The sequence below is a fragment of the Bacillus sp. E214 genome, from assembly GCF_008087365.1.
Taxonomy (GTDB): domain Bacteria; phylum Bacillota; class Bacilli; order Bacillales; family Pradoshiaceae; genus Pradoshia.
Genome location: NZ_VENN01000004.1, coordinates 54,502 through 75,496, shown reverse-complemented (window position 1 = coordinate 75,496; position 20,995 = coordinate 54,502). Strand labels below are relative to the sequence as shown.

18 protein-coding genes are annotated in these 20,995 nt (G+C 39.9%); 14 read left to right on the top strand and 4 right to left on the bottom strand.

Translation table 11 applies throughout. The annotated features are described in order from the left end of the window. Positions 1-16: 16 nt before the first annotated feature. Positions 17-226 (bottom strand): small acid-soluble spore protein SspI, encoded by a 210-nt coding sequence (gene sspI / locus FHY47_RS14335; protein ID WP_066108794.1) that lies wholly within the window; start codon positions 224-226, stop codon positions 17-19. 128 nt (positions 227-354) lie between these two features. Here sspI and FHY47_RS14330 point away from each other — a divergent pair, with 128 nt between their 5' ends. The 3 genes from FHY47_RS14330 to pheT all read left to right on the top strand — a co-directional run bounded on the left by FHY47_RS14330 (position 355) and on the right by pheT (position 4,941). Beyond that, positions 355-1,086, top strand: coding sequence for a TrmH family RNA methyltransferase (locus FHY47_RS14330; RefSeq protein ID WP_187393497.1), 732 nt, complete (start codon positions 355-357; stop codon positions 1,084-1,086). 381 nt (positions 1,087-1,467) lie between these two features. After that, on the top strand, positions 1,468-2,505 hold the full coding sequence (gene pheS / locus FHY47_RS14325) for a phenylalanine--tRNA ligase subunit alpha (RefSeq protein WP_066108785.1): 1,038 nt from the start codon (positions 1,468-1,470) through the stop codon (positions 2,503-2,505). Positions 2,506-2,526: 21 nt separating this feature from the next. Beyond that, the gene (gene pheT, locus FHY47_RS14320; protein WP_148630967.1) at positions 2,527-4,941 is read left to right on the top strand and encodes a phenylalanine--tRNA ligase subunit beta; all 2,415 of its coding nucleotides are present in this window, start codon (positions 2,527-2,529) and stop codon (positions 4,939-4,941) included. Positions 4,942-5,304: 363 nt separating this feature from the next. Here pheT and FHY47_RS14315 read toward each other — a convergent pair whose 3' ends face one another. Both FHY47_RS14315 and rnhC read right to left on the bottom strand, forming a co-directional pair. After that, the gene (locus tag FHY47_RS14315; protein WP_066108777.1) at positions 5,305-5,925 is read right to left on the bottom strand and encodes a DUF1269 domain-containing protein; all 621 of its coding nucleotides are present in this window, start codon (positions 5,923-5,925) and stop codon (positions 5,305-5,307) included. A gap of 391 nt (positions 5,926-6,316) precedes the next feature. Further along, complete coding sequence (rnhC, locus tag FHY47_RS14310) at positions 6,317-7,276, bottom strand: ribonuclease HIII (RefSeq protein ID WP_148630965.1); 960 nt, start codon at positions 7,274-7,276, stop codon at positions 6,317-6,319. A 154-nt stretch (positions 7,277-7,430) separates the two neighbouring features. Here rnhC and zapA point away from each other — a divergent pair, with 154 nt between their 5' ends. The 11 genes from zapA (at position 7,431) to uvrC (ending at position 20,405) form a co-directional block, all read left to right on the top strand. Then, positions 7,431-7,700 carry a cell division protein ZapA gene (gene zapA, locus FHY47_RS14305; protein ID WP_373925507.1) on the top strand — a complete coding sequence of 90 codons (270 nt, stop codon included), beginning with the start codon at positions 7,431-7,433 and terminating at the stop codon, positions 7,698-7,700. A 7-nt stretch (positions 7,701-7,707) separates the two neighbouring features. Further along, complete coding sequence (locus FHY47_RS14300) at positions 7,708-8,250, top strand: CvpA family protein (protein WP_066108772.1); 543 nt, start codon at positions 7,708-7,710, stop codon at positions 8,248-8,250. 108 nt (positions 8,251-8,358) lie between these two features. Then, positions 8,359-10,074 (top strand): DNA polymerase/3'-5' exonuclease PolX, encoded by a 1,716-nt coding sequence (gene polX / locus FHY47_RS14295; RefSeq protein WP_140462242.1) that lies wholly within the window; start codon positions 8,359-8,361, stop codon positions 10,072-10,074. A 27-nt stretch (positions 10,075-10,101) separates the two neighbouring features. Beyond that, positions 10,102-12,459 (top strand): endonuclease MutS2, encoded by a 2,358-nt coding sequence (locus tag FHY47_RS14290; RefSeq protein ID WP_140462243.1) that lies wholly within the window; start codon positions 10,102-10,104, stop codon positions 12,457-12,459. A 361-nt stretch (positions 12,460-12,820) separates the two neighbouring features. Further along, positions 12,821-14,524 carry a long-chain-fatty-acid--CoA ligase gene (locus tag FHY47_RS14285; protein ID WP_066108762.1) on the top strand — a complete coding sequence of 568 codons (1,704 nt, stop codon included), beginning with the start codon at positions 12,821-12,823 and terminating at the stop codon, positions 14,522-14,524. Between the two features lie 130 nt (positions 14,525-14,654). After that, entirely contained in the window at positions 14,655-15,236 is a 582-nt protein-coding gene (locus FHY47_RS14280) for a fatty acid metabolism transcriptional regulator FadR (RefSeq protein WP_066108759.1), read from the top strand. Positions 15,237-15,272: 36 nt separating this feature from the next. Further along, positions 15,273-16,046, top strand: a complete 774-nt coding sequence (locus FHY47_RS14275) for an enoyl-CoA hydratase (protein ID WP_139892815.1) — start codon at positions 15,273-15,275, stop codon at positions 16,044-16,046. A 126-nt stretch (positions 16,047-16,172) separates the two neighbouring features. After that, on the top strand, positions 16,173-16,946 hold the full coding sequence (locus FHY47_RS14270) for an electron transfer flavoprotein subunit beta/FixA family protein (protein WP_066108751.1): 774 nt from the start codon (positions 16,173-16,175) through the stop codon (positions 16,944-16,946). 67 nt (positions 16,947-17,013) lie between these two features. Beyond that, a complete protein-coding gene (locus FHY47_RS14265; protein WP_066108748.1) occupies positions 17,014-17,991 on the top strand; it encodes an electron transfer flavoprotein subunit alpha/FixB family protein in 978 nt (325 codons plus the stop codon). 182 nt (positions 17,992-18,173) lie between these two features. Next, on the top strand, positions 18,174-18,488 hold the full coding sequence (trxA, locus tag FHY47_RS14260; protein ID WP_066108745.1) for a thioredoxin: 315 nt from the start codon (positions 18,174-18,176) through the stop codon (positions 18,486-18,488). Positions 18,489-18,617: 129 nt separating this feature from the next. Then, a complete protein-coding gene (gene uvrC, locus FHY47_RS14255) occupies positions 18,618-20,405 on the top strand; it encodes an excinuclease ABC subunit UvrC (RefSeq protein ID WP_066108740.1) in 1,788 nt (595 codons plus the stop codon). Between the two features lie 114 nt (positions 20,406-20,519). On the opposite strand, the gene FHY47_RS14250 is transcribed toward uvrC, so the two are convergent. Next, positions 20,520-20,981: a YslB family protein gene (locus FHY47_RS14250; RefSeq protein ID WP_066108735.1), complete on the bottom strand. Its 462-nt coding sequence runs from the start codon at positions 20,979-20,981 to the stop codon at positions 20,520-20,522. Positions 20,982-20,995 lie beyond the last annotated feature (14 nt).

Sequence of the window (20,995 nt, the reverse complement as noted above, 5' to 3'; positions counted from 1 at the left end):
CGTCATCGTTCTTTTGTTATTTGCTGAGTGCACTTTCTAATAGATGGAGCATCTCGTCCTTCTCGCTTTCAGAGGCTTTTTGCCAAATAAGCTCAAATAATACACCAAGGCCCGGCAGCATTTTTTCTTCACCGCTTTGAATGGCATCTACAATAGTGGCTTCAAGTTCATCCTGGGTATTGCCTGTTACATTATGGATAATGGCATTTCTAAGATTTAAATTCATGGATATTCCCTCCAATTTTGGTCTCATACTTAGTTTTGCTTTTCTTTCCTTTTTCTATGTATTAAATTTGGGATATAATGAAAGAACGTTTGATAAGAAGGTGACTTATATTGAAATATATTGAATCAATGCAAAATGCACGTGTAAAGCAATGGAAGAAACTTTTGACAAAGAAGGACAGGGATAAAAGCGGTCTTTTCCTAGTGGAAGGTTTTCATTTAGTAGAGGAAGCTCTTATGCATGGATTAGTGGAAGAACTGATTGTAAAGGAAGGTACTGATTTACCTTTAAAGTGGGAGCTAGAAGGCATTGATCTGTTTACTGTACATAAAGACATTTTTAAAGCAATCGCGGATACTGACACACCACAGGGAGTTGCAGCGGCTTGCAGAAAGCCAACTTTCCCTGAGTTAGGAGCGGACATTTCAACTGTATTATTAATTGATCGTGTGCAGGATCCAGGGAATATCGGAACAATGATACGTACAGCAGATGCAGCGGGCTTTGATGCCGTTATACTAGGGGACGGGTGCGCAGATGCATACAGTCCAAAGGTAGTTCGCTCTACACAGGGCAGCCTGTTTCATATCCCAACTTTTAAAGGAAGCCTAGAAACTTGGGTGGATAAATTACAACAATCAGGTATGAAGGTTTATGGGACTGCCTTGCAGGGAGCAAAGTCTTATAAGGAGATAAGTAAAGCAGAACGGTTCGCTATACTTGTCGGCAATGAAGGCAGCGGCGTCAGCAAAGAACTGCTAGAACAAACAGATCAAAATGTGTATATTCCTATATACGGAAAAAGTGAATCATTAAATGTGGCAGTAGCTGCCGGCATTTTGATGTATGGCCTTAAATAAAGAGGAAATGAACGTTTGAAACTCGGGGCAATTTAGATTATAATGAGTAAATAAAATTGGATGATGAAAAGCATAGATGGGGACTAAGTAGCTGTTTGACCGCCTTACAGGAAAAAAACGCCTGAGACTGAGAGCGTTTTTATGGAAAAAGGCAAACAAGTGAATTCACCCCCGGAGCTGCAACCGGGACCACAGACAAAACGTTTGTGTAAAGGTTAGCCGGCAGAAATGTCGTTATTGAATGAAGTGAGCGAGCCTATAATGAATAGGACGCTAACAAGGGTGGTACCGCGATGATAACCTCGTCCCTTTTTGGGGACGGGGTTTTTTGTTGTTTTCATTTATTGGTTTTCATCAAAAATCACATAGGAGGATTTAATTATGCAAGAGAAATTACAAGCATTGCAGCAGGAAGCCTTGGAAAAAGTACAGATTGCTGTTGACCTCAAAGGCTTGAATGATGTCCGTGTTGCGTACCTTGGCAAAAAAGGACCGATCACCGAGGTATTGAGAGGAATGGGCAGTCTTTCAGCAGAAGAACGTCCAAAGGTAGGGGCACTTGCCAATGAAGTAAGAGGTGCGATTGCATCTGCAATTGAAGAAAAGCAGCACGCATTAGAGGAAGAAGCTGTTAATCAAAAATTGGCAAAGGAAAAAATTGACGTCACTCTTCCTGGAGCTCCTGTTAATAAAGGGAACCACCATCCTTTAACAAAAATTACGGAACAATTAGAAGACCTATTCCTTGGAATGGGCTACACAGTGGCTGAAGGTCCGGAAGTGGAACAGGATTACTATAATTTCGAAGCATTGAATCTTCCTAAGAGCCATCCTGCCCGTGATATGCAGGATTCCTTCTACATTACTGAGGAAATCTTAATGCGTACCCATACATCCCCTGTACAAGCTCGTACAATGGAAAAGCATGAAGGGAAGGGACCGGTTAAAATTATCTGTCCTGGTAAGGTGTATCGCCGTGATAATGACGATGCCACACACTCTCACCAATTTATGCAAATTGAAGGTCTTGTAGTGGATGAGAACATTACAATGGCTGACTTAAATGGAACTCTTGAAGTATTTGCGAAAAAATTCTTTGGTGAAGATCGTGAAATTCGCCTTCGTCCAAGCTTTTTCCCATTCACAGAGCCTTCAGTTGAAATGGATATTTCCTGTAAAATTTGCGGTGGAAAAGGCTGTTCAGTTTGTAAACAAACAGGTTGGATCGAAATTCTGGGCGGAGGTATGGTTCACCCGAATGTACTTGAAATGGCAGGATTTGATTCCAAGAAGTACACTGGATTTGCATTTGGTATGGGTGTTGAAAGGATTGCCATGCTGAAATACGGTGTTGACGATATCCGTCATTTCTATACAAATGATGTACGTTTCGGAAGCCAGTTTCATCGTCACGAGTAAGAATTAGAGGGAGGAAATAAGATGTTTGTATCATATAGATGGTTACAGGATTATGTTGATTTAGATGGAATCAATGCTAATGAGTTGGCAGAAAAAATTACAAGAAGCGGAATCGAAGTAGAAGGTGTAGAATCTCCTGCTGAGGTAATTCAAAACGTGGTAATCGGACATGTACTTGAAAAAGTACAGCATCCGAATGCTGATAAATTAAGTGTTTGTAAAGTGGATATCGGTGAAGAAGAACCGGTTCAAATCGTGTGCGGTGCACCGAATGTGGCAGCAGGACAAAAAGTTCCTGTCGCAAAAGTGGGAGCTGTTTTACCGGGGAATTTCAAAATTAAAAAGAGTAAGCTGCGCGGAGAAGCATCCCACGGCATGATCTGTTCCCTGCAGGAATTGGGAATCGAAGCGAAAGTAGTGGCAAAAGAGTTCAGTACAGGTATTTTTGTATTCCCTGAAGATGTTGTTCCTGGCACAAATGCGCTTGAACAACTGGGGCTGGATGACCATATTCTTGAGCTTGGATTGACACCAAACCGTTCTGATTGCCTAAGCATGCTTGGTGTAGCATATGAAGTAGCAGCTATTTTGGGTAAAGAAGTTAAATTACCGGAAGTAACTGTAAAAGCAGGCTCTGAGAAAGCAGAAGACTATGTAAGCGTAAAAGTGGACGCACCTGAGCAAAATCCTCTTTATATCGCGAAAATCATTAAAGATGTAAAAGTCGGTCCATCTCCATTATGGCTGCAAAGCCGATTAATGAAGAGCGGGATCCGTCCGCATAATAATGTGGTCGACATTACGAATTTTATTTTGCTTGAATATGGTCAGCCATTGCATGCGTTCGATTATGATCGTTTACAATCTAAAGAAATTGTAGTTCGTATGGCAGATGAAGGTGAAAAGCTGACTACATTGGATGAAGCTGAACGTACGCTTAGCGATGATCATTTAGTCATTACAAATGGCAAAGAAGCTATTGCACTTGCTGGTGTGATGGGAGGAGCCAACTCAGAGGTTGTTGATGGAACAACAACTGTATTACTGGAAGCAGCCTATTTTGCAGGCGGTCCTGTCCGCAAAGCTTCCAAAGATTTTGGTCTTCGTTCAGAAGCAAGCGCACGCTTTGAAAAAGGTGTGGATCCAAACCGCGTTCGTGCTGCCGGAGAACGTGCAGCAGAATTAATCGCAGAGCTTGCAGGCGGTACAGTGCTTGAAGGTCAAGCAGAATTTAATGAGATGAAGATTGAAGAAGCCGTGATTAGTATTGGTCTTGGAAAAATCAATAAGGTACTGGGTACGTCTTTATCTGTGAACGAAGTGAAGGATATTTTAACGCGCCTTCAATTTGAAGTGAATGTGGATGGAGAAGACTTTGTAATTACGGTACCGACACGCCGTGGAGATATTACTATTCCAGAAGATATTATTGAAGAAGTAGCAAGACTTTACGGATACGATAATATTCCAAAAACATTACCGGTTGGTGCTTCTAAGCCAGGTGTACTAACTCCTTACCAAATGAAGCGTCGAGTTGTACGTCGTTATCTAGAAGAAGCCGGTTTAATGCAAAACATCACATACTCTCTAACATCTGCTGAAAAAGCAGCCATGTATACATTAGAGCAACGTGAAAGCATTCGTTTGGCAATGCCGATGAGTGAAGAAAGAAGCACTCTTCGTATGAGCCTGATTCCTGGCTTGCTGGATGTGTTAAAGCATAATGTAGCTCGCCAAAATGAAAATATGGCTGTTTATGAAACAGGTGCTATTTTCCTTAAAACTTCTGATACAGAGCTTCCAGAAGAAAAAGAGCATCTTGCAGGTGCTGTAACGGGTCTATGGAACACGAACCTATGGCAGGGAGAGAAGAAAAAAGTAGATTTCTTCGTTGTAAAAGGAATCCTTGAAGGCTTATTCCGCAAGCTTGGCCTTGAAAACCGTATGGAGTGGAAACAAGCGATTGTTGAAGGAATGCATCCAGGACGCACAGCTGAATTGTTCTTAGATGGAGAATTAATTGGTTTCGTAGGTCAAGTTCATCCGAAAGTTGAAAAGAAAGAAGACTTAAAAGAAACCTATGTATTTGAATTGTCTCTAGTAGACCTTTTACATGTAGATCAAGAACCAATTCAATATACAGCTATTCCAAGATTCCCTTCTATTACACGTGATATTGCATTGGTTGTGGACTCTGAAGCAGTAGCGGGAGAAATCAGCACGATTATCAAAGAAGCTGGCGGCAAACTATTAAAAGAAGTTCACTTATTCGACTTATACGAAGGAGAAAAAATGGAAGAAGGCAAAAAATCATTAGCATTCTCCCTAAAATACTTCGACCCTGAAAAAACACTAACAGACGAAGAAGTAACAAAAGCCCACAGCAAAGTCCTAATGGCAGTAGAAGAAAAAGCTGGGGCACAGCTGAGAGGCTAGAAAAGCTGAAGGGCCTTGCTCAGGAGCGAGGAGCATAAGACAAAGGCACGAAGGGGATGGTTTCCCCCGAAGTGGCTATCCTTATGACTCGAGGGCCTAGGAGTTGAAGCTGGATCTAACGAAAGGCTGAGACGACTCAAAAAGGAACAAAGACTAAGACCACCACATCGTGTGGCAATGTCTTCATCCAACATCCTGTTGGCCTTTGCAGCCACTTATAATTGAATGAGGGAGTGGTGGAAGCCATCTCCCTTAATTAAAGATTATATCTGTATAATTTTAATGCAAAAAAGATTGCTATAATATAAGCAATCTTTTTTTTATGTATGAATTAACTTGTTAATGTATGATGACTGTGTTGGTTTATGATAATTTCTCTTTAATCTGTTTGAATTCTTCTCTTAATTTCGTACTATATTCGTCGATTTTTTCTCGTCTTTCTTTTGAGCGCTGTTCTTTCATTCTGGCTTTTGCTTCGTGTTCTAATTCCTTTTGTATCTTACGCGCATGGTCTAGTTCTTCCTGAATAACGCTGGCACGGTATCTAACGATTACTGTATTAAATTGATTAATGATCTCATTATAGGATGTTTCTGTTTCTTCTTGTATAACAGCTATAAGGGCTATATCTCCGTCTTTCATTCTTGTAGAAACCGTATAAAGCATACCGTCCTCTTCCTTGGCATCATTCATATCTAATAAGGAACCGAAGCCGGCACCTATCCCCATTCCTAAAAGGATACCTATCGGACCGCCAAGTAACCCGAGAGCTCCTCCAATAAGTCCGCCTAATAAAGTGTCATCACTTGTTTGACTGCCAGTGTTGAAGCTATCCTTTGTGATAATCTCCCCATCAACTTTTTTTAGTAAAACTACTTGTGAGAGGACGAAATCTTTCTGGGATGTATGAGTTCTTTTTAGCTCAGATAAAGCCTGATATGCTTCGCTTTCAACCTTGAAAAAACTTAACACAACATTTTCCATTCTCGTTTTACCTCATCTCTTTGAAAAAATTCCGATTATTTTATTCCCCTCAGAAAATGCGGTAAACTGGTAAGTTTTTCATTGCATTTAAACATCATTTTAATTGGCTGAGGATAGCGGCTGGATTTAGGGGTAGTTTGGCTGGATTCCAATCAAACTCGGCTGGATTATTACCAAGATTGGCTGAATTCCTTCTAAGTTCGGCCGGATTTTGAATAAAGTCGGCTTGATTCCCGTAAATACAACCTACGAGGCCCTGTTAAATGGAGAATCTTGTTGAAAACAACTTTACTCCATAATAAAAACACTCAGACCAGATGTGATCTCCCCAATTGTTAGACCGTGTGTCTAACAATTGGGGTGCAGATCAGCTCCCAAGCTGAGTGCTTGATTATAATCCAATTCGTTTTACGAGCTTGCGTGCCTTTTCTGTATTGGCGAAGTGAAGCTTGGCAAAGGCGTTTAATTCACTTTCACCTTTTTTAGCGATAAAGACAGCGGCAGCTTCATCCACTTTTGAACTGGCGCCTTTAGGAATCGTCATCCCTGCCTGTTCGCTGAGTAGATCCATATGTTTTAAGAAAGCGTAGCGGGCAATGACAGAAGCGGCTGCCACCGCTGTGGATATACTTTCAGCTTTTGTGCTGAAATACAAGGGAACTTCACGATTTCCGTTCGTGGCGGTATGGCGAAAATATATATCAGGTTCACAAAATTGGTCTATGAGAATACCATCTGGCTTGGTTCCTTCCAATTTGGCCAGCAAATGATGAATAGCTTGTTCATGCAGCATGGCTTTCATTTTACCCTGGCTCATTCCTTTTTGCTGAAGGCTATTGTATTTTTCGTTTTTCAGGACAAGCAGACTATACGGAATCATTGCTGTAATCTTTTTGCCAAGAATTAATATTTGCGGATCGCGAATCGTTTTTGAGTCCCGTATGCCCATATTTTCAAGTTCCCGAATATGTTTCTTGCTGACATAGGCTGCCGCAACTGTTATGGGTCCGAAGTAATCGCCCGTTCCCGCTTCATCTGTACCAATGATACTCAACTCATTGATTGTATGAGGAGGACGGTAGATATGGTCTGATACACTTCTTTTTTTAATTGGTGATTTTTTTTGAGGGGCAGCAGCATTGGCTGATCCGCTACTCCATTTTTGAACTTCTGCATCTGAGACGGCTCCCTGGAACAATACTTTTCCAGAATTATAGGCCGTAATCGTCATCCCATTCATTTTCGCTGAGAAAACAGCTCCGGGTGGTGTTTTAGGCAATAAAGAATTCAAGTAATAGGATTTCATTTTAAGAATCGTTTCTTTTGTTACTGTAATAACAGTATTCGCCATTTTTCTACTCTACTCCTCTTTACGCCAAATTTCCGTCCTCTTGTTGATAGGACGGAAATTTGTGTATATGATATTTTACGATTGATAGTAGTTTTTATCTAGGAATACCAAGAAATTGGTTTTCATGTTATGATAGTAGACAGGATTTTTATGATTGGAGGCAACCGCCTTGTCTGATAAAAACAGGATAAACGTTGAGATATATGGACAACAATACACCATTGTAGGCGATGAATCAACTTCTCATTTACGACAAGTTGCCCACTCGGTGGATGATAAAATGCGCGAAATTGGTCAAAAAAACCCGAGTCTGGATACGACTAAATTAGCTGTATTAACTGCAGTTAATACGATGCATGAATACTATAAATTGTTAGAAAAGATAGAAGCCTTGGAAATAGAAATAAATCAACAGAAGAAATGAGGATATTATGGTTACACTATTCATATTAGTAGCTTTACTCATAGGATTTTTAATAGGTTTAAGAAGAGGCTTAATCTTGCAGCTTGTACACTTATTAAGTTTTATTATTGCCTTGATTGTAGCTAAATTATTTTATAAAGACCTCGGTCCTAAGCTTGAAATGTGGGTTCCTTTTCCGTCATCAGCGGATACTGACTCAAGTCTTAATATGCTGTTTAATATTACAGATTTGGATTCTGCTTTTTACAATGCAATTGCATTCTTTATTATTTTTGTTGGCGTAAAAATTGTCCTGCAAATTATTGGGTCCATGCTGGACTTTCTTGCTCAGCTGCCCCTTTTGAAGCAGTTTAATCAATTGGCTGGCGGGGCTTTAGGATTTGTAGAAATGTATTTGGGTATGTTTATTATCCTATTTATTGGTGCTATGCTACCCATTGAGTCACTGCAGGAAATGATACATAACTCATCCTTAGCGAAAACAATCATTATGAACACCCCATTTTTATCTGATTGGGTGACAAATTTGTGGTTCCATCCATTTTCATGACTTCCTCTTCCAATAGGGAAGTCATTCTTTTTTAGTATCCGATTGAGCTTGTATATAATGAAGGATAAAGGTATCTAATAAATGAAATAGGACGGGTAGGTGGCCGGAATGAGCGTAAACAAAAAAGATGTCATTAAACTATTGGAAACAATAGCAATATATATGGAATTAAAGGGAGAAAATCAATTTAAGGTTTCTGCCTTTCGCAAAGCTGCACAGGCACTTGAAGTAGATGAACGCAGCCTGTCGGAGATTGATGATTTCACCAAGCTGAGCGGGATCGGCAAAGGAACGGCAGCTGTCATAAATGAATATATCGAAATGGAATCATCAGAGGTCCTTAAAGAATTGCAGGAGGAAGTGCCGAAGGGGTTAATTCCTCTTCTTCGCTTACAAGGACTCGGTGGGAAAAAGATTGCCAAGCTATATAAAGAGTTAGCTATTACGAATGCGGAAGAGCTGCAGAAAGCGTGTGAAGAAGGGAAAGTCAGTAAACTTGCCGGCTTTGGCAAAAAGTCTGAAGAAAACATACTTGATGCCATCAAAGCAATGGGAACAAAACCGGATCGTCTGCCTCTTGCTGTTATGCTGCCGATTGTGGAAGACATTGAGGCAAAACTGCAGGCAATGGAAGATGTTATTCGCTTTTCAAGAGCTGGCAGTGTAAGGCGCGGACGTGAAACGATAAAAGACCTTGATTTCATCATAGCTACTGACAATCCCTTGAGTGTCAAAGAACAAATCTTAGGGTTAACCAATATTGATCATATCGTTGCAGCCGGTGATACAAAAGTATCTCTTGCTTTAGCCTATGATTATGAAATAGCAGTAGATTTCAGGATGGTAAAGCCAGCTGAGTTTGCAACGGCTTTACACTATTTTACTGGATCTAAGGACCATAATGTCCGTTTACGCCAATTGGCTAAGGATCGCGGTGAAAAGGTTAGTGAATATGGCGTTGAAAATTTAGAAACTGGTGAAGTCAAAACATTTGAGAGCGAAGAAGACCTATATAGCCATTTTGGTCTGCCGTATATTCCACCGGAAATTAGGCAGGATGGTACTGAAATCGATAAATATCAAGCTGATTACGGTTTAATTTCCTTGGAGGATATTAAAGGTGATCTTCATATGCATACAACCTGGAGTGACGGCTCCCATACGTTAAAAGAGATGGTAGAAGCTTGCCGTGCCAAGGGGTATCGCTATATGGCCATAACCGATCATTCTCAATATTTAAAAGTGGCAAACGGACTGACACCTGAAAGAGTTTTAAAACAGAAAGAAGAAATCAGGAAGTTAAATAAGGAATATGATGACATCATGATCCTGTCCGGTATCGAAATGGACATCCTTCCGGATGGTACACTTGATTTTGATGATGAAATTCTAGAACAATTAGATCTTGTTATTGCTTCTATTCACTCCTCTTTCTCACAACCGCAGGAAGTGATTATGGAGCGTTTGAAAACAGCATTGACCAATAAACATGTCGATATTATCGCACATCCAACTGGGCGGGTTATTGGGCGAAGAGACGGTTACGCAGTGGATATGGATTTATTGATTCAGCTTGCAAAAGAAACTGATACGGTATTAGAGTTGAATGCCAATCCAAATCGTCTCGATTTAGCAGCGGAAAATGTTAAAAAAGCTCAGGATGCAGGAGTTAAAATCGTTATTAATACAGATGCTCACAGCATTGATATGCTGGAGAATATGGACGTAGGTGTGTCAAACGCCAAGCGTGGCTGGATCAAGAAAGAGACTGTATTAAACGCCCAAAATGAGGACGATTTTTTGGCTTTCCTCAATAGAGACTAACAGAAAAAGTAAGGAGGATTTTTCTCCATGCAAGACAAAGTATTAAAAACACTCGAGTTTACAAAAATCATTGCACAATTGCAAAAACATGCTTCTTCCAGTCTGGGAAAAAGCCTAAGTGAACAGTTAATGCCCAATACCGATTTGGAAGAGGTTAAACGTACTCAATATGAAACAGACGAGGCTGCAACCGTATATCGCTTAAAGGGCAATGTGCCTCTTGGAGGGATATTTGATATTCGCTCCCATATAAAACGAGCTCGGATTGGTGGTGTTCTCAGTCCTGTTGAATTGATGGAAACATCAAGTACACTGAGAGCAGGACGGACTCTACGCAGATTTTTGGAGGATATGCAGGAAAATGAAATCGAACTTCCTATTCTCTATGAATATAAAGACCAATTAGTGAATCTGAGTGATCTGGAAAAAGACATCAATATGGCAATTGGGGACCATGGTGAGGTTCTGGACTCTGCCAGTGATACGCTCCGGACGTTGCGTCAGCAATTGCGCACGAATGAAGCAAGAGTTAGAGAAAAGCTTGAAAGTATGATTCGTTCAAGCAATGCCGCCAAAATGTTATCAGATACGATTGTGACGATTCGGAATGATCGTTTTGTCATTCCTGTAAAGCAGGAATATAGAAATCATTATGGCGGTATTATCCATGATCAATCTGCATCAGGGCAAACCTTGTTTATTGAGCCGCAGTCTATTGTTCAATTGAATAATACATTACAGGATATTCGCGTAAAAGAAAGTAGGGAAGTAGAACGTATACTAACAGCACTTTCCAATGCTGTAGGCGAGTATGCAGATGATATTCTACTGAATGTCTCTATTTTGGCTAAGCTCGATTTTGCCTTTGCAAAAGCAAAATATGCAAAAGCTATTCATGCATCCATGCCGATTATGAATAATCAGGGAATCATTAAGCTTAAGAAGGCAAGACATCCGCTCATTCCAAAAGAAGAGGTTGTTGCCAACGACATCATTCTTGGAGAGACCTATGGGACGATGGTCATTACAGGACCGAATACAGGCGGTAAAACCGTCACATTAAAAACGGTCGGTCTTTGTACATTAATGGCTATGGCAGGTTTGCAGGTACCGGCAATGGATGGATCAGAATTAGCAGTTTTTAAATCTGTATATGCAGATATCGGTGACGAACAATCGATTGAGCAAAGCTTGAGTACATTTTCATCTCATATGGTGAATATAGTGGAAATCCTAGAAACCTTGGACTTTGAATCACTCGTATTATTTGATGAGCTTGGAGCTGGAACAGATCCTCAGGAAGGAGCGGCACTAGCGATTTCAATTCTGGATGAAGCACATTCACGTGGAGCTAAGGTTATTGCTACAACCCATTATCCTGAGCTGAAAGCCTATGGATATAATAAAGAAGGCGTCATGAATGCAAGTGTGGAATTTGATGTAGAAACGCTCAGTCCAACCTATCGACTGCTTATCGGTGTGCCTGGTCGAAGTAATGCGTTCGAAATCTCTACGAAGCTGGGTTTAACTGAACGGATTATTCGCAACGCTCGTGGAATGATTGGAGCCGATTCCAATAAGGTTGAAAACATGATTGCATCTTTGGAAACTTCACGAAAGGAAGCTGAAAAAGACTGGCAGGAAGCGGAAGAATATTTGAGGGATGCTGAAATCCTTCATCAAGATTTACAAAAACAATTAATGGAGTACGAGGATAAAAAAGATACGCTAATCGAAAAAGCCAAGCAGGAAGCAAGGCAACTCGTAGAAAAGGCTCAAAAAGAAGCGGAGGAAATTATCCGTGAGCTGAGACAGATGCGAATCGAAAAGAGTGCTGAAGTCAAAGAGCATGAATTGATAGAGGCGAAGAGAAGGCTTAATGAAGCAAAACCTGAGGAATCCAAAAAAATAAGAAAAGCCGCTGTATCGTCAGCCAAAAGGACGCTTAAGCCTGGCGATGAAGTTAAGGTTCTCACTTGGGGACAAATTGGTCAATTAATAGAAAAGATATCCGATCATGAGTGGAATGTTCAAATGGGAATCATGAAAATGAAAGTGGATGAGAAAGATCTCGAATTTAAGAAAAGTCCAAAGCCAGTCGAGACGAAAACGATCACCAAGATTAAAGGTAAAAATTTTCATGTTAATCTAGAGCTTGATCTCCGTGGTGAGCGTTACGAAAATGCATTGTCTAGAGTGGAGAAATATATTGATGATGCCTTGCTTGCCGGTTATCCGCGTGTTTCCATCATTCATGGGAAAGGAACAGGGGCACTGAGACAAGGAGTCAGAGAGTATTTGAAGAATCATCGTTCAGTCAAATCAATGAGGTTTGGGGAAGCTTCTGAAGGTGGAATTGGCGTGACGATTGTTGAATTGAAATAAGGGAGAACACAGGAGGAGACCATGGAAACACTGGGGAAGATTTTGTTGGTGGTATCTGCTTTATTTATCATTGTCGGGATCATATATATGGCCTTCTACGCGTGAGTGCGTGAGTGAAAGAGTTTAAATGGTGGGGGGTCCCGCTGTTTAGGCTCTTTTTTATATCCTGCCGGCAAGTTAAGTACACATTGAAAGCAAAAAAGTGATTATTGGATATTCAGGACTTCCAAAATCATTCTTTAGGAGTTAAGAACTAGATAATTCAAATAAAGTTAACAGAATATTAGTAAAATATTGTCACATAAAATTCATTATACTATAATTAACTAGGAGAAATAGCTTTTTAAGGGAGGTTTTTACATTGTTAGAAGAAAAACCATGGTTTAAGCATTATCCAGAAGAAATCCCGAAAAGCATCGAGTATGGACATAATTTAATACAGGATTATTTAAAACAGTCTGCTTACAAATACCCAACTAAAAACGCCATTCATTTTATGGGAACATCAATTACGTACAAGAAACTGTATGAGTATGCATTGCAATTTGCCCATTATTTGAAAAAGCTAGGCGTTGAAAAAGGTGACCGAGTAGCTATCATGCTACCAAATTCGCCGCAGGGAGTCATTGGTTATTATGGATCATTGATAGCAGGTGCTATAGTGGTTCAAACGAACCCTCTGTATATGGAAAGAGAAATCGAATACCAAATGCAGGATTCAGGTGCCAAAGTTATCCTGACTTTAGATATTTTGTTCCCCCGTGTCATGAGTGTCATGAAAAAAACAGATTTACAGCATATCATCGTTGCTCCCATCAAAGATTTTTTACCTTTTCCAAAGAACTTAATTTATCCATTTATCCAGAAAAAGCAATATGGCATTGTCGTCAATGTTGAGCATAAAGGCAATCATCATCTCATGTCTGAAATCCTAAAAACATCACCGAAAACCGAGGTCGAGTATGAAGGCAACCCGGAAGAAGATCTTGCCTTACTGCAATATACCGGTGGAACAACTGGTTTTCCTAAGGGAGTTATGCTGACACATAATAACCTGGTAGCCAATACAAAAATGTGTGATGCCTGGCTCTATAAATATAAAGAAGCAGAAGAAAAAGTCCTCGCAATATTGCCTTTTTTCCATGTCTATGGGATGACTACCGTTCTTATCCTTTCTATCATGAAGGGCCATGAGATGATTATATTGCCAAAGTTTGATGCCGTTACGACCTTGAAGACTATACAGAAACAGAAGCCAACTCTATTTCCAGGAGCTCCTACCATGTATATTGGCTTATTAAATCATCCGGATATTTCGAAGTATGATTTATCATCCATTGATGCCTGTATAAGTGGTTCAGCAGCACTCCCAGTGGAAGTTCAGGAGAAATTTGAAAAACTCACTGGAGGTAAATTGGTTGAGGGCTACGGTTTGACAGAAACATCACCCGTAACTCATGCTAATCTTTTATGGAGTGACAAGCGTGTGAAGGGAAGTATTGGTTTACCATGGCCAAGTACGGAAGCAGCAATTCTATCCTCTGAAACCTTAGAGCCGTTACCTCCAGGTGAGGTCGGTGAACTGGCAATAAAGGGCCCCCAAGTTATGAGAGGATATTGGAATCGTCCAGAGGAAACAGAAAACGCTTTCTCTGGTGAATGGTTATTAACGGGAGATATGGGCTATATGGATGAAGAAGGATACTTCTACATCGTGGATCGTAAAAAAGATATCATTATTGCAGGCGGGTTCAATATTTATCCGAGGGAAATTGAAGAGGTATTATATGAGCATGAGGCTGTTCAGGAAGCCGTGGTGGCGGGTGTGCCTGATCCATATCGCGGAGAAACCGTTAAAGCGTATGTAGTATTGAAAGATCAAGCAAAAGTGACCGAGCAGGAATTAAATGAATTTTGCCGTAAGCATTTGGCTGCCTTTAAAGTACCTCGTCTATATGAATTCCGCGATGAGCTTCCGAAAACCGCGATTGGTAAAATTCTACGACGTGTATTGGTTGATGAAGAGAAACAAAAACAACAAACAATTGATAAAAGAGAGGCTTAATCGGTTCTGAAGAAAGCTCTTCGCAAAACCATTTGATTGAAAAGGGATTTAGCTTGACTTTATTATTTTTCCCCTCTAATATGAAATTATGAATGACTATTCATTCATTTTTAGAGGAGGAAGAATGATAATGAAAAAAGACCGCCCAAAATACAAACAGATTATTGATGCAGCCGTGATTGTTATTGCAGAAAACGGCTACCATCAAGCACAAGTCTCCAAGATAGCAAAGCAGGCGGGTGTAGCGGATGGTACGATTTACTTGTATTTCAAAAATAAAGAAGATATTTTGATTTCCATGTTCCAGGATAAACTGGGAAGTTTCATATCCAGTATTGAAGAAGAGATGGAACGGGTATCCAGTGCAACTGAAAAAATGCTGGTGCTGGTGCGCAAGCATTTTGAGATTCTTTCTGAGGATAAGCATTTGGCTATCGTTACACAGTTGGAATTACGGCAATCCAATAAAGAGATACGTTATAAAATTAATGATGTTCTTAAAGGATATTTAAAGCTTGTTGATTCCATTTTAGTTACAGGAATTGAACAAGGGGAATTCCAAGATAAACTTGATGTTCGTCTGGCTCGTCATATGGTATTTGGTACGCTGGATGAAATCGTTACGACTTGGGTGATGAACGAGCAAAAATATGATCTTAATAAGCAAGCTGAACCAGTTCACCATTTAATAATCAAAGGATTGGGTGCTTGAATGAGATAACCATGATACAAAAAAGGGGTAATACAAATGAAGACATTACGTGTATATGAGGAGAATCAGGTGGCCTATGTCTCTATAGATAGGCCACCAGCTAACGCACTGGCTTCTGATCTTCTTGAAGATTTATCCGCCATGTTTGATTCGATTGAAGAAAACGAGGATGTGCGGGTTGTTGTCCTATATGGAGAGGGGAAATTTTTCTCAGCTGGTGCAGATATTAAAGAATTCACGACAGTTACATCCGAAGGAGATTTTTCTGCTCTTTCTAAAAGAGGACAGGATTTATTTGAAAGGATTGAACGGTTCAAAAAACCGGTCATAGCGGCCATTCACGGCGCTGCATTGGGAGGCGGACTTGAGCTCGCTATGTCTTGCCATCTGCGATACGTAACTGAAAGGGCTAAGCTTGGATTGCCAGAGCTGCAGCTGGGTCTTATTCCCGGTTTTGCTGGTACTCAAAGGCTCACTCGTTTTGTGGGAGCATCCAAAGCTGCAGAGATGATGTTCACATCTGAACCTATTTCTGGTTTGGAGGCTGTTGAAGCAGGACTTGCAAATAAATCCTTCAAGGATGAAGAGTTAATGGATGCCGTAAAAGAGATTGCCGGTAAAATTGCAGGAAAAAGTCCAATTGCACTAGAGAAAGCCATCCACCTTATTAACTACTCTAAGCATGAACAATATTACAAAGGAGTAGATGAGGAAGCTATCCAATTTGGCAAAATCTTTGTCACTGAAGATGCTAAAGAGGGGATTCATGCATTTTTAGAAAAACGTTTGCCGATTTTTAAAGGAAAATAGGCGGTCAATAGCGAATCATTTTGTGAGTAACCTCTTCTCTTTGAGTGGGAGCTTCAGAGAGTAGGAGTTATATATATTTAGTTTTCTCAATCTTCAAAATTAATACGAACTATAGGAGGGCAATACATGAATATCTATGTTTTGCTAAAAAGGACATTTGATACAGAGGAGAAAATTTCATTATCAAACGGCCGTATTCAAGAAGATGGCGCTGAGTTTATCATTAACCCGTACGATGAGTATGCAGTGGAGGAAGCTATCCAGGTGCGTGATGCACAGGGCGGCGAAGTGACTGTTGTGACAGTCGGCGGAGAAGATGCAGAGAAAGAGCTAAGAACTGCACTTGCAATGGGAGCTGATAAGGCAGTTCTTATAAATATTGAAGATGATGTGGAAGATGGAGACCAATATACAACTTCTAAAATATTAGCTGAGTATTTAAAAGAACAAGAGGTTGATTTGATTATTGGAGGGAATGTGGCAATTGATGGAGGTTCCGGTCAGGTAGGACCGCGTGTAGCCGGTTTACTCGATATCCCTTATGTAACTACTGTTACTAAACTTGAAATTAACGGCGAAAATGTAACCGTTACCAGAGATGTTGAAGGGGATTCTGAGATTATTGAAACTTCTCTGCCTTTATTAATTACAGCTCAACAAGGTTTGAACGAGCCGCGTTATCCATCCTTACCAGGGATTATGAAAGCGAAGAAAAAACCGCTTGAGGAATTGGAACTGGATGACCTTGATCTTGAAGAAGATGATGTAGAAGCTAAAACAAAGAGTATTGAAATTTATCTGCCTCCTAAGAAAGATGCCGGTAAAGTTTTACAAGGGGAAATTCCTGACCAAGTAAAGGAACTGGTTAATCTGCTTCGTACTGAAGCAAAGGTAATTTAATTTAAATAAACGGTGATAGTGATAGATAGCAACGAACACAAAGGGAAAAATAACGGGAGGTAAAATTATGTCTAGAAAGATTTTAGTTTTAGGTGAAACAAGAGAGTCTTCTCTTCGTAATGTATCCTTTGAAGCAATCGCTGCAGCTAAGACAGTTGCTGAGGGCGGAGAAGTTGTAGGCGTTATACTTGGAGAGTCTGTTACAGAGATTGGGATGGAATTAATTCATTATGGAGCCGACCGTGTTATCGCTGTTGAGAATGAACAGCTAAAACAGTATTCATCAGACGGTTATACTCAGGCCTTGTTAGCTGTGATTGATCAAGAATCTCCTGACGGACTTATTTTCGGCCATACTTCATTGGGAAAAGACCTGGCGCCGCGTGTTGCTGGTAAATTAAGTTCCGGACTAATTTCAGATGCGATTGGTGTAGAAGAGGCAGGCGGAAATATCGTCTTCACACGTCCAATCTACTCCGGTAAAGCATTTGAAAAGAGAATTGTAACAGATGGACTAGTATTTGCTACTATTCGACCAAATAATATTGATCCGCTTGAGCATGATTCTTCCCGTACGGGGGATGTTTCAACTATATCTGTAGATATCAAGGATTTACGTACCGTTATTAAGGAAGTATTACGTAAAGCAACTGAGGGAGTTGACCTGTCAGAAGCTAAAGTAATTGTTGCCGGTGGACGGGGAGTAAAAAGCGAAGAAGGCTTTGAACCACTAAAAGAATTGGCCAATGTTCTTGGTGGTGCTGTTGGAGCATCTCGCGGAGCATGTGACGCCGAATACTGTGATTATTCTCTGCAAATTGGCCAAACAGGTAAGGTTGTGACACCGGATCTGTATATTGCTTGTGGAATTTCCGGAGCAATCCAGCATTTAGCCGGTATGTCTAACTCCAAAGTAATTGTAGCAATCAACAAAGACCCAGAGGCTAATATTTTTAAAGTAGCTGATTACGGTATTGTTGGCGATTTATTTGATGTAGTTCCTTTATTAACAGAAGAGTTCAAAAATCTTCTTGTGAAATCTTAAGTTCATATTTTGGGTAAACAGGGTGGCAAAAGCCATCCTGTTTTTCAACATAAAGGTAAAATTAGTACAAACCCATTTCTTTGAAATTCAGGATAATTAAGCAGGACAGTAGCCATCCTATATAGAACAGTGGTATACTCCACTTATAGTTTACTTAATGTATGCTTTAGGAGGTAAAATTCATGGCAATTTCTAATGTAACGGATCAAACATTCGTAACTGAAACAGGCGAAGGCTTGGTTTTAGCTGATTTTTGGGCACCTTGGTGTGGACCTTGTAAAATGATCGCACCTGTATTGGAAGAAATCGATGCAGAGTTAGATGGTAAAGTTAAAATCGTTAAACTTGATGTAGATGAGAATCAAGAAACAGCTGTTAAATTCGGTGTCATGAGCATTCCTACACTTGTTCTTTTTAAAGATGGAGAAGTAGTAGATAAAGTGATCGGATTCCAACCAAAAGAAGCACTTGTTAATTTGATTTCCAAGCATTCTTAAGGTTTAACGTAAAAAAGACTTCGGACGACCGGAGTCTTTTTTCTTTTGGAAAGTATTAAAACCTCCTTTAATTGTAAAATCCGTTTATAATATATAGAAACTTAAACTTTAAGTAGAGGGGGGACCCTTTTGAATCAACATATAAAAGATAAGCTTAGCTTGTTACCCGATCAGCCGGGATGTTATCTAATGAAGGACCGACAAAATGTTGTTATATATGTGGGAAAAGCCAAAGTTTTAAAAAATAGGGTACGTTCTTATTTTACTGGTTCTCATGATGGGAAAACCCAGCGCCTTGTATCGGAGATTGAGGATTTTGAGTATATCGTAACCTCTTCTAATATGGAGGCACTCATATTAGAAATGAATCTAATAAAAAAATATGATCCAAAATACAATATCATGCTGAAGGATGATAAAAGCTTTCCGTTTATCAAGATCACTTCGGAAAGGCATCCTCGATTAATCATTACAAGAAACGTAAAAAAAGATAAAGGTAAGTACTTTGGGCCCTATCCCAATGTATATGCAGCCAATGAAACTAAAAAGCTGTTAGACCGGCTGTATCCGCTCAGGAAGTGCACAACCTTACCGGCTAAAGCATGTTTGTATTATCATATTGGACAATGCCTTGCACCATGCGAAAAGACGGTCAGGGAAGATGAATATAAACAAATTACAGATGAAATAACAAAGTTTTTAAATGGCGGTTTTAAGGATATCAAGAAAGATTTACAGGATAACATGTATAAAGCATCAGAAGAATTGGACTTTGAACGGGCCAAGGAATTAAGGGACCAAATCGCTCATATTGAAGCAACAATGGAAAAACAAAAAATTGTATTCAGCGATTTAACGGACCGGGATATATTTGGATATGCAGTTGATAAAGGTTGGATGTGTGTCCAAGTCTTTTTTGTTCGGCAAGGAAAGCTGATTGAGAGAGATGTCTCGTTATTCCCTTTATATGATGATCCTGCTGATGAGCTATTGACCTTCTTGGGGCAATTTTATTCTAAGCCAAATCATTTTAAACCACATGAAGTACTCCTCACTGATGATATAGATATAGAATTAGCTGAAGGACTTCTTGACGTGAAAGTGGCACAGCCTAAACGTGGACCAAAGAAAGACCTGGTGAAACTTGCTGTTAAAAATGCAAAAATCGCCTTACAGGAGAAGTTTTCTTTAATCGAAAGAGACGAAGAACGGACGATAAAAGCAATTGAAAACTTAGGAGAAATCATGGGGATTCATACACCGCATCGAATCGAGGCTTTCGATAACTCGAATATTCAGGGTGTTGATCCTGTCTCTGCTATGGTTGTATTTATTGATGGGAAACCTGAACGGAAGGAATACCGGAAATATAAAATTAAAACCGTAATCGGCCCGAATGACTACGATTCCATGAGAGAAGTCGTCAGAAGGAGATATGCCCGCGTACTTCGAGAGAATCTCCCTTGGCCGGATTTAATCATAGTTGATGGAGGCAAAGGACATATTGAGGCAGTTCGCGAAGTAATCGAGGATGAATACGGAATGGAGATTCCTGTAGCGGGATTGGCTAAGGATGATAAACATAAGACCTCCGTATTGCTATACGGAAACCCTTTAGAAATAATTCCATTGGGCAGAACCAGCCAAGAGTTTTACCTCTTGCAGCGTATACAGGATGAGGTTCACCGATTTGCAATTACCTTCCATCGACAAATTAGAGGAAAATCAAGCTTCCAATCTGTCCTGGATGGAGTTCCTGGTATAGGAGAGAAAAGAAAGAAAGTACTGCTTAAGCATTTTGGCTCGATTAAAAAGATGAAAGAAGCCACATCAGAGGAATTTATAAAATTGGGAATCCCTGAAGCAAGCACCAAGGCTTTATTGGATAAACTAAATGAAGAACAAAAAAATGACTAACCAGTAAACCTGCACCTTTAATTTTATGGTGCAGGTTTTTTATTGAAGGTAAACAGATATCATAGAGAAAAAGGGCAATTCATATATGGAATTACCCTTTTTAATCAATTTACATTAAATGGTATCTTTATTGTCGGTTTTCACCGTGAAGTATACTTTATTTGCCCGTTTTTTTTGTTCCTCATAGCTTTCAGAAACTACTTTTCTCTGATGTTCTGTTTGGTAGGCAAGAAAACCTGCTTCTAATTGGAAATGGGTATTTTCGTTGATTGAAAATCTGCGGTTAATTAATTCACCTGTAAGCTCCCACTTTAATTCATCTTTTGTTTCCTTTACCAGCGTAAGGTCGCCCCAACCGGCGTCATGAAAAAACGTGATGGTTTCTTCTGTACTAGATAATGGAAATCTTCTTCCGAGTTGCTTTCCAGCCCAATAAAGGATTTGAGGGCCTTCCTTTCCTAATAAATCTTCCAAAAGGAATTCTCTTATTATTTCATACCCAAATGCAGGTATTAACGGCTCATTTTCAGTGACAGGTGCCATTTCTACTGACTCTAACTTATCTTCTTTTGTCATAGTTTCCCCTCTTT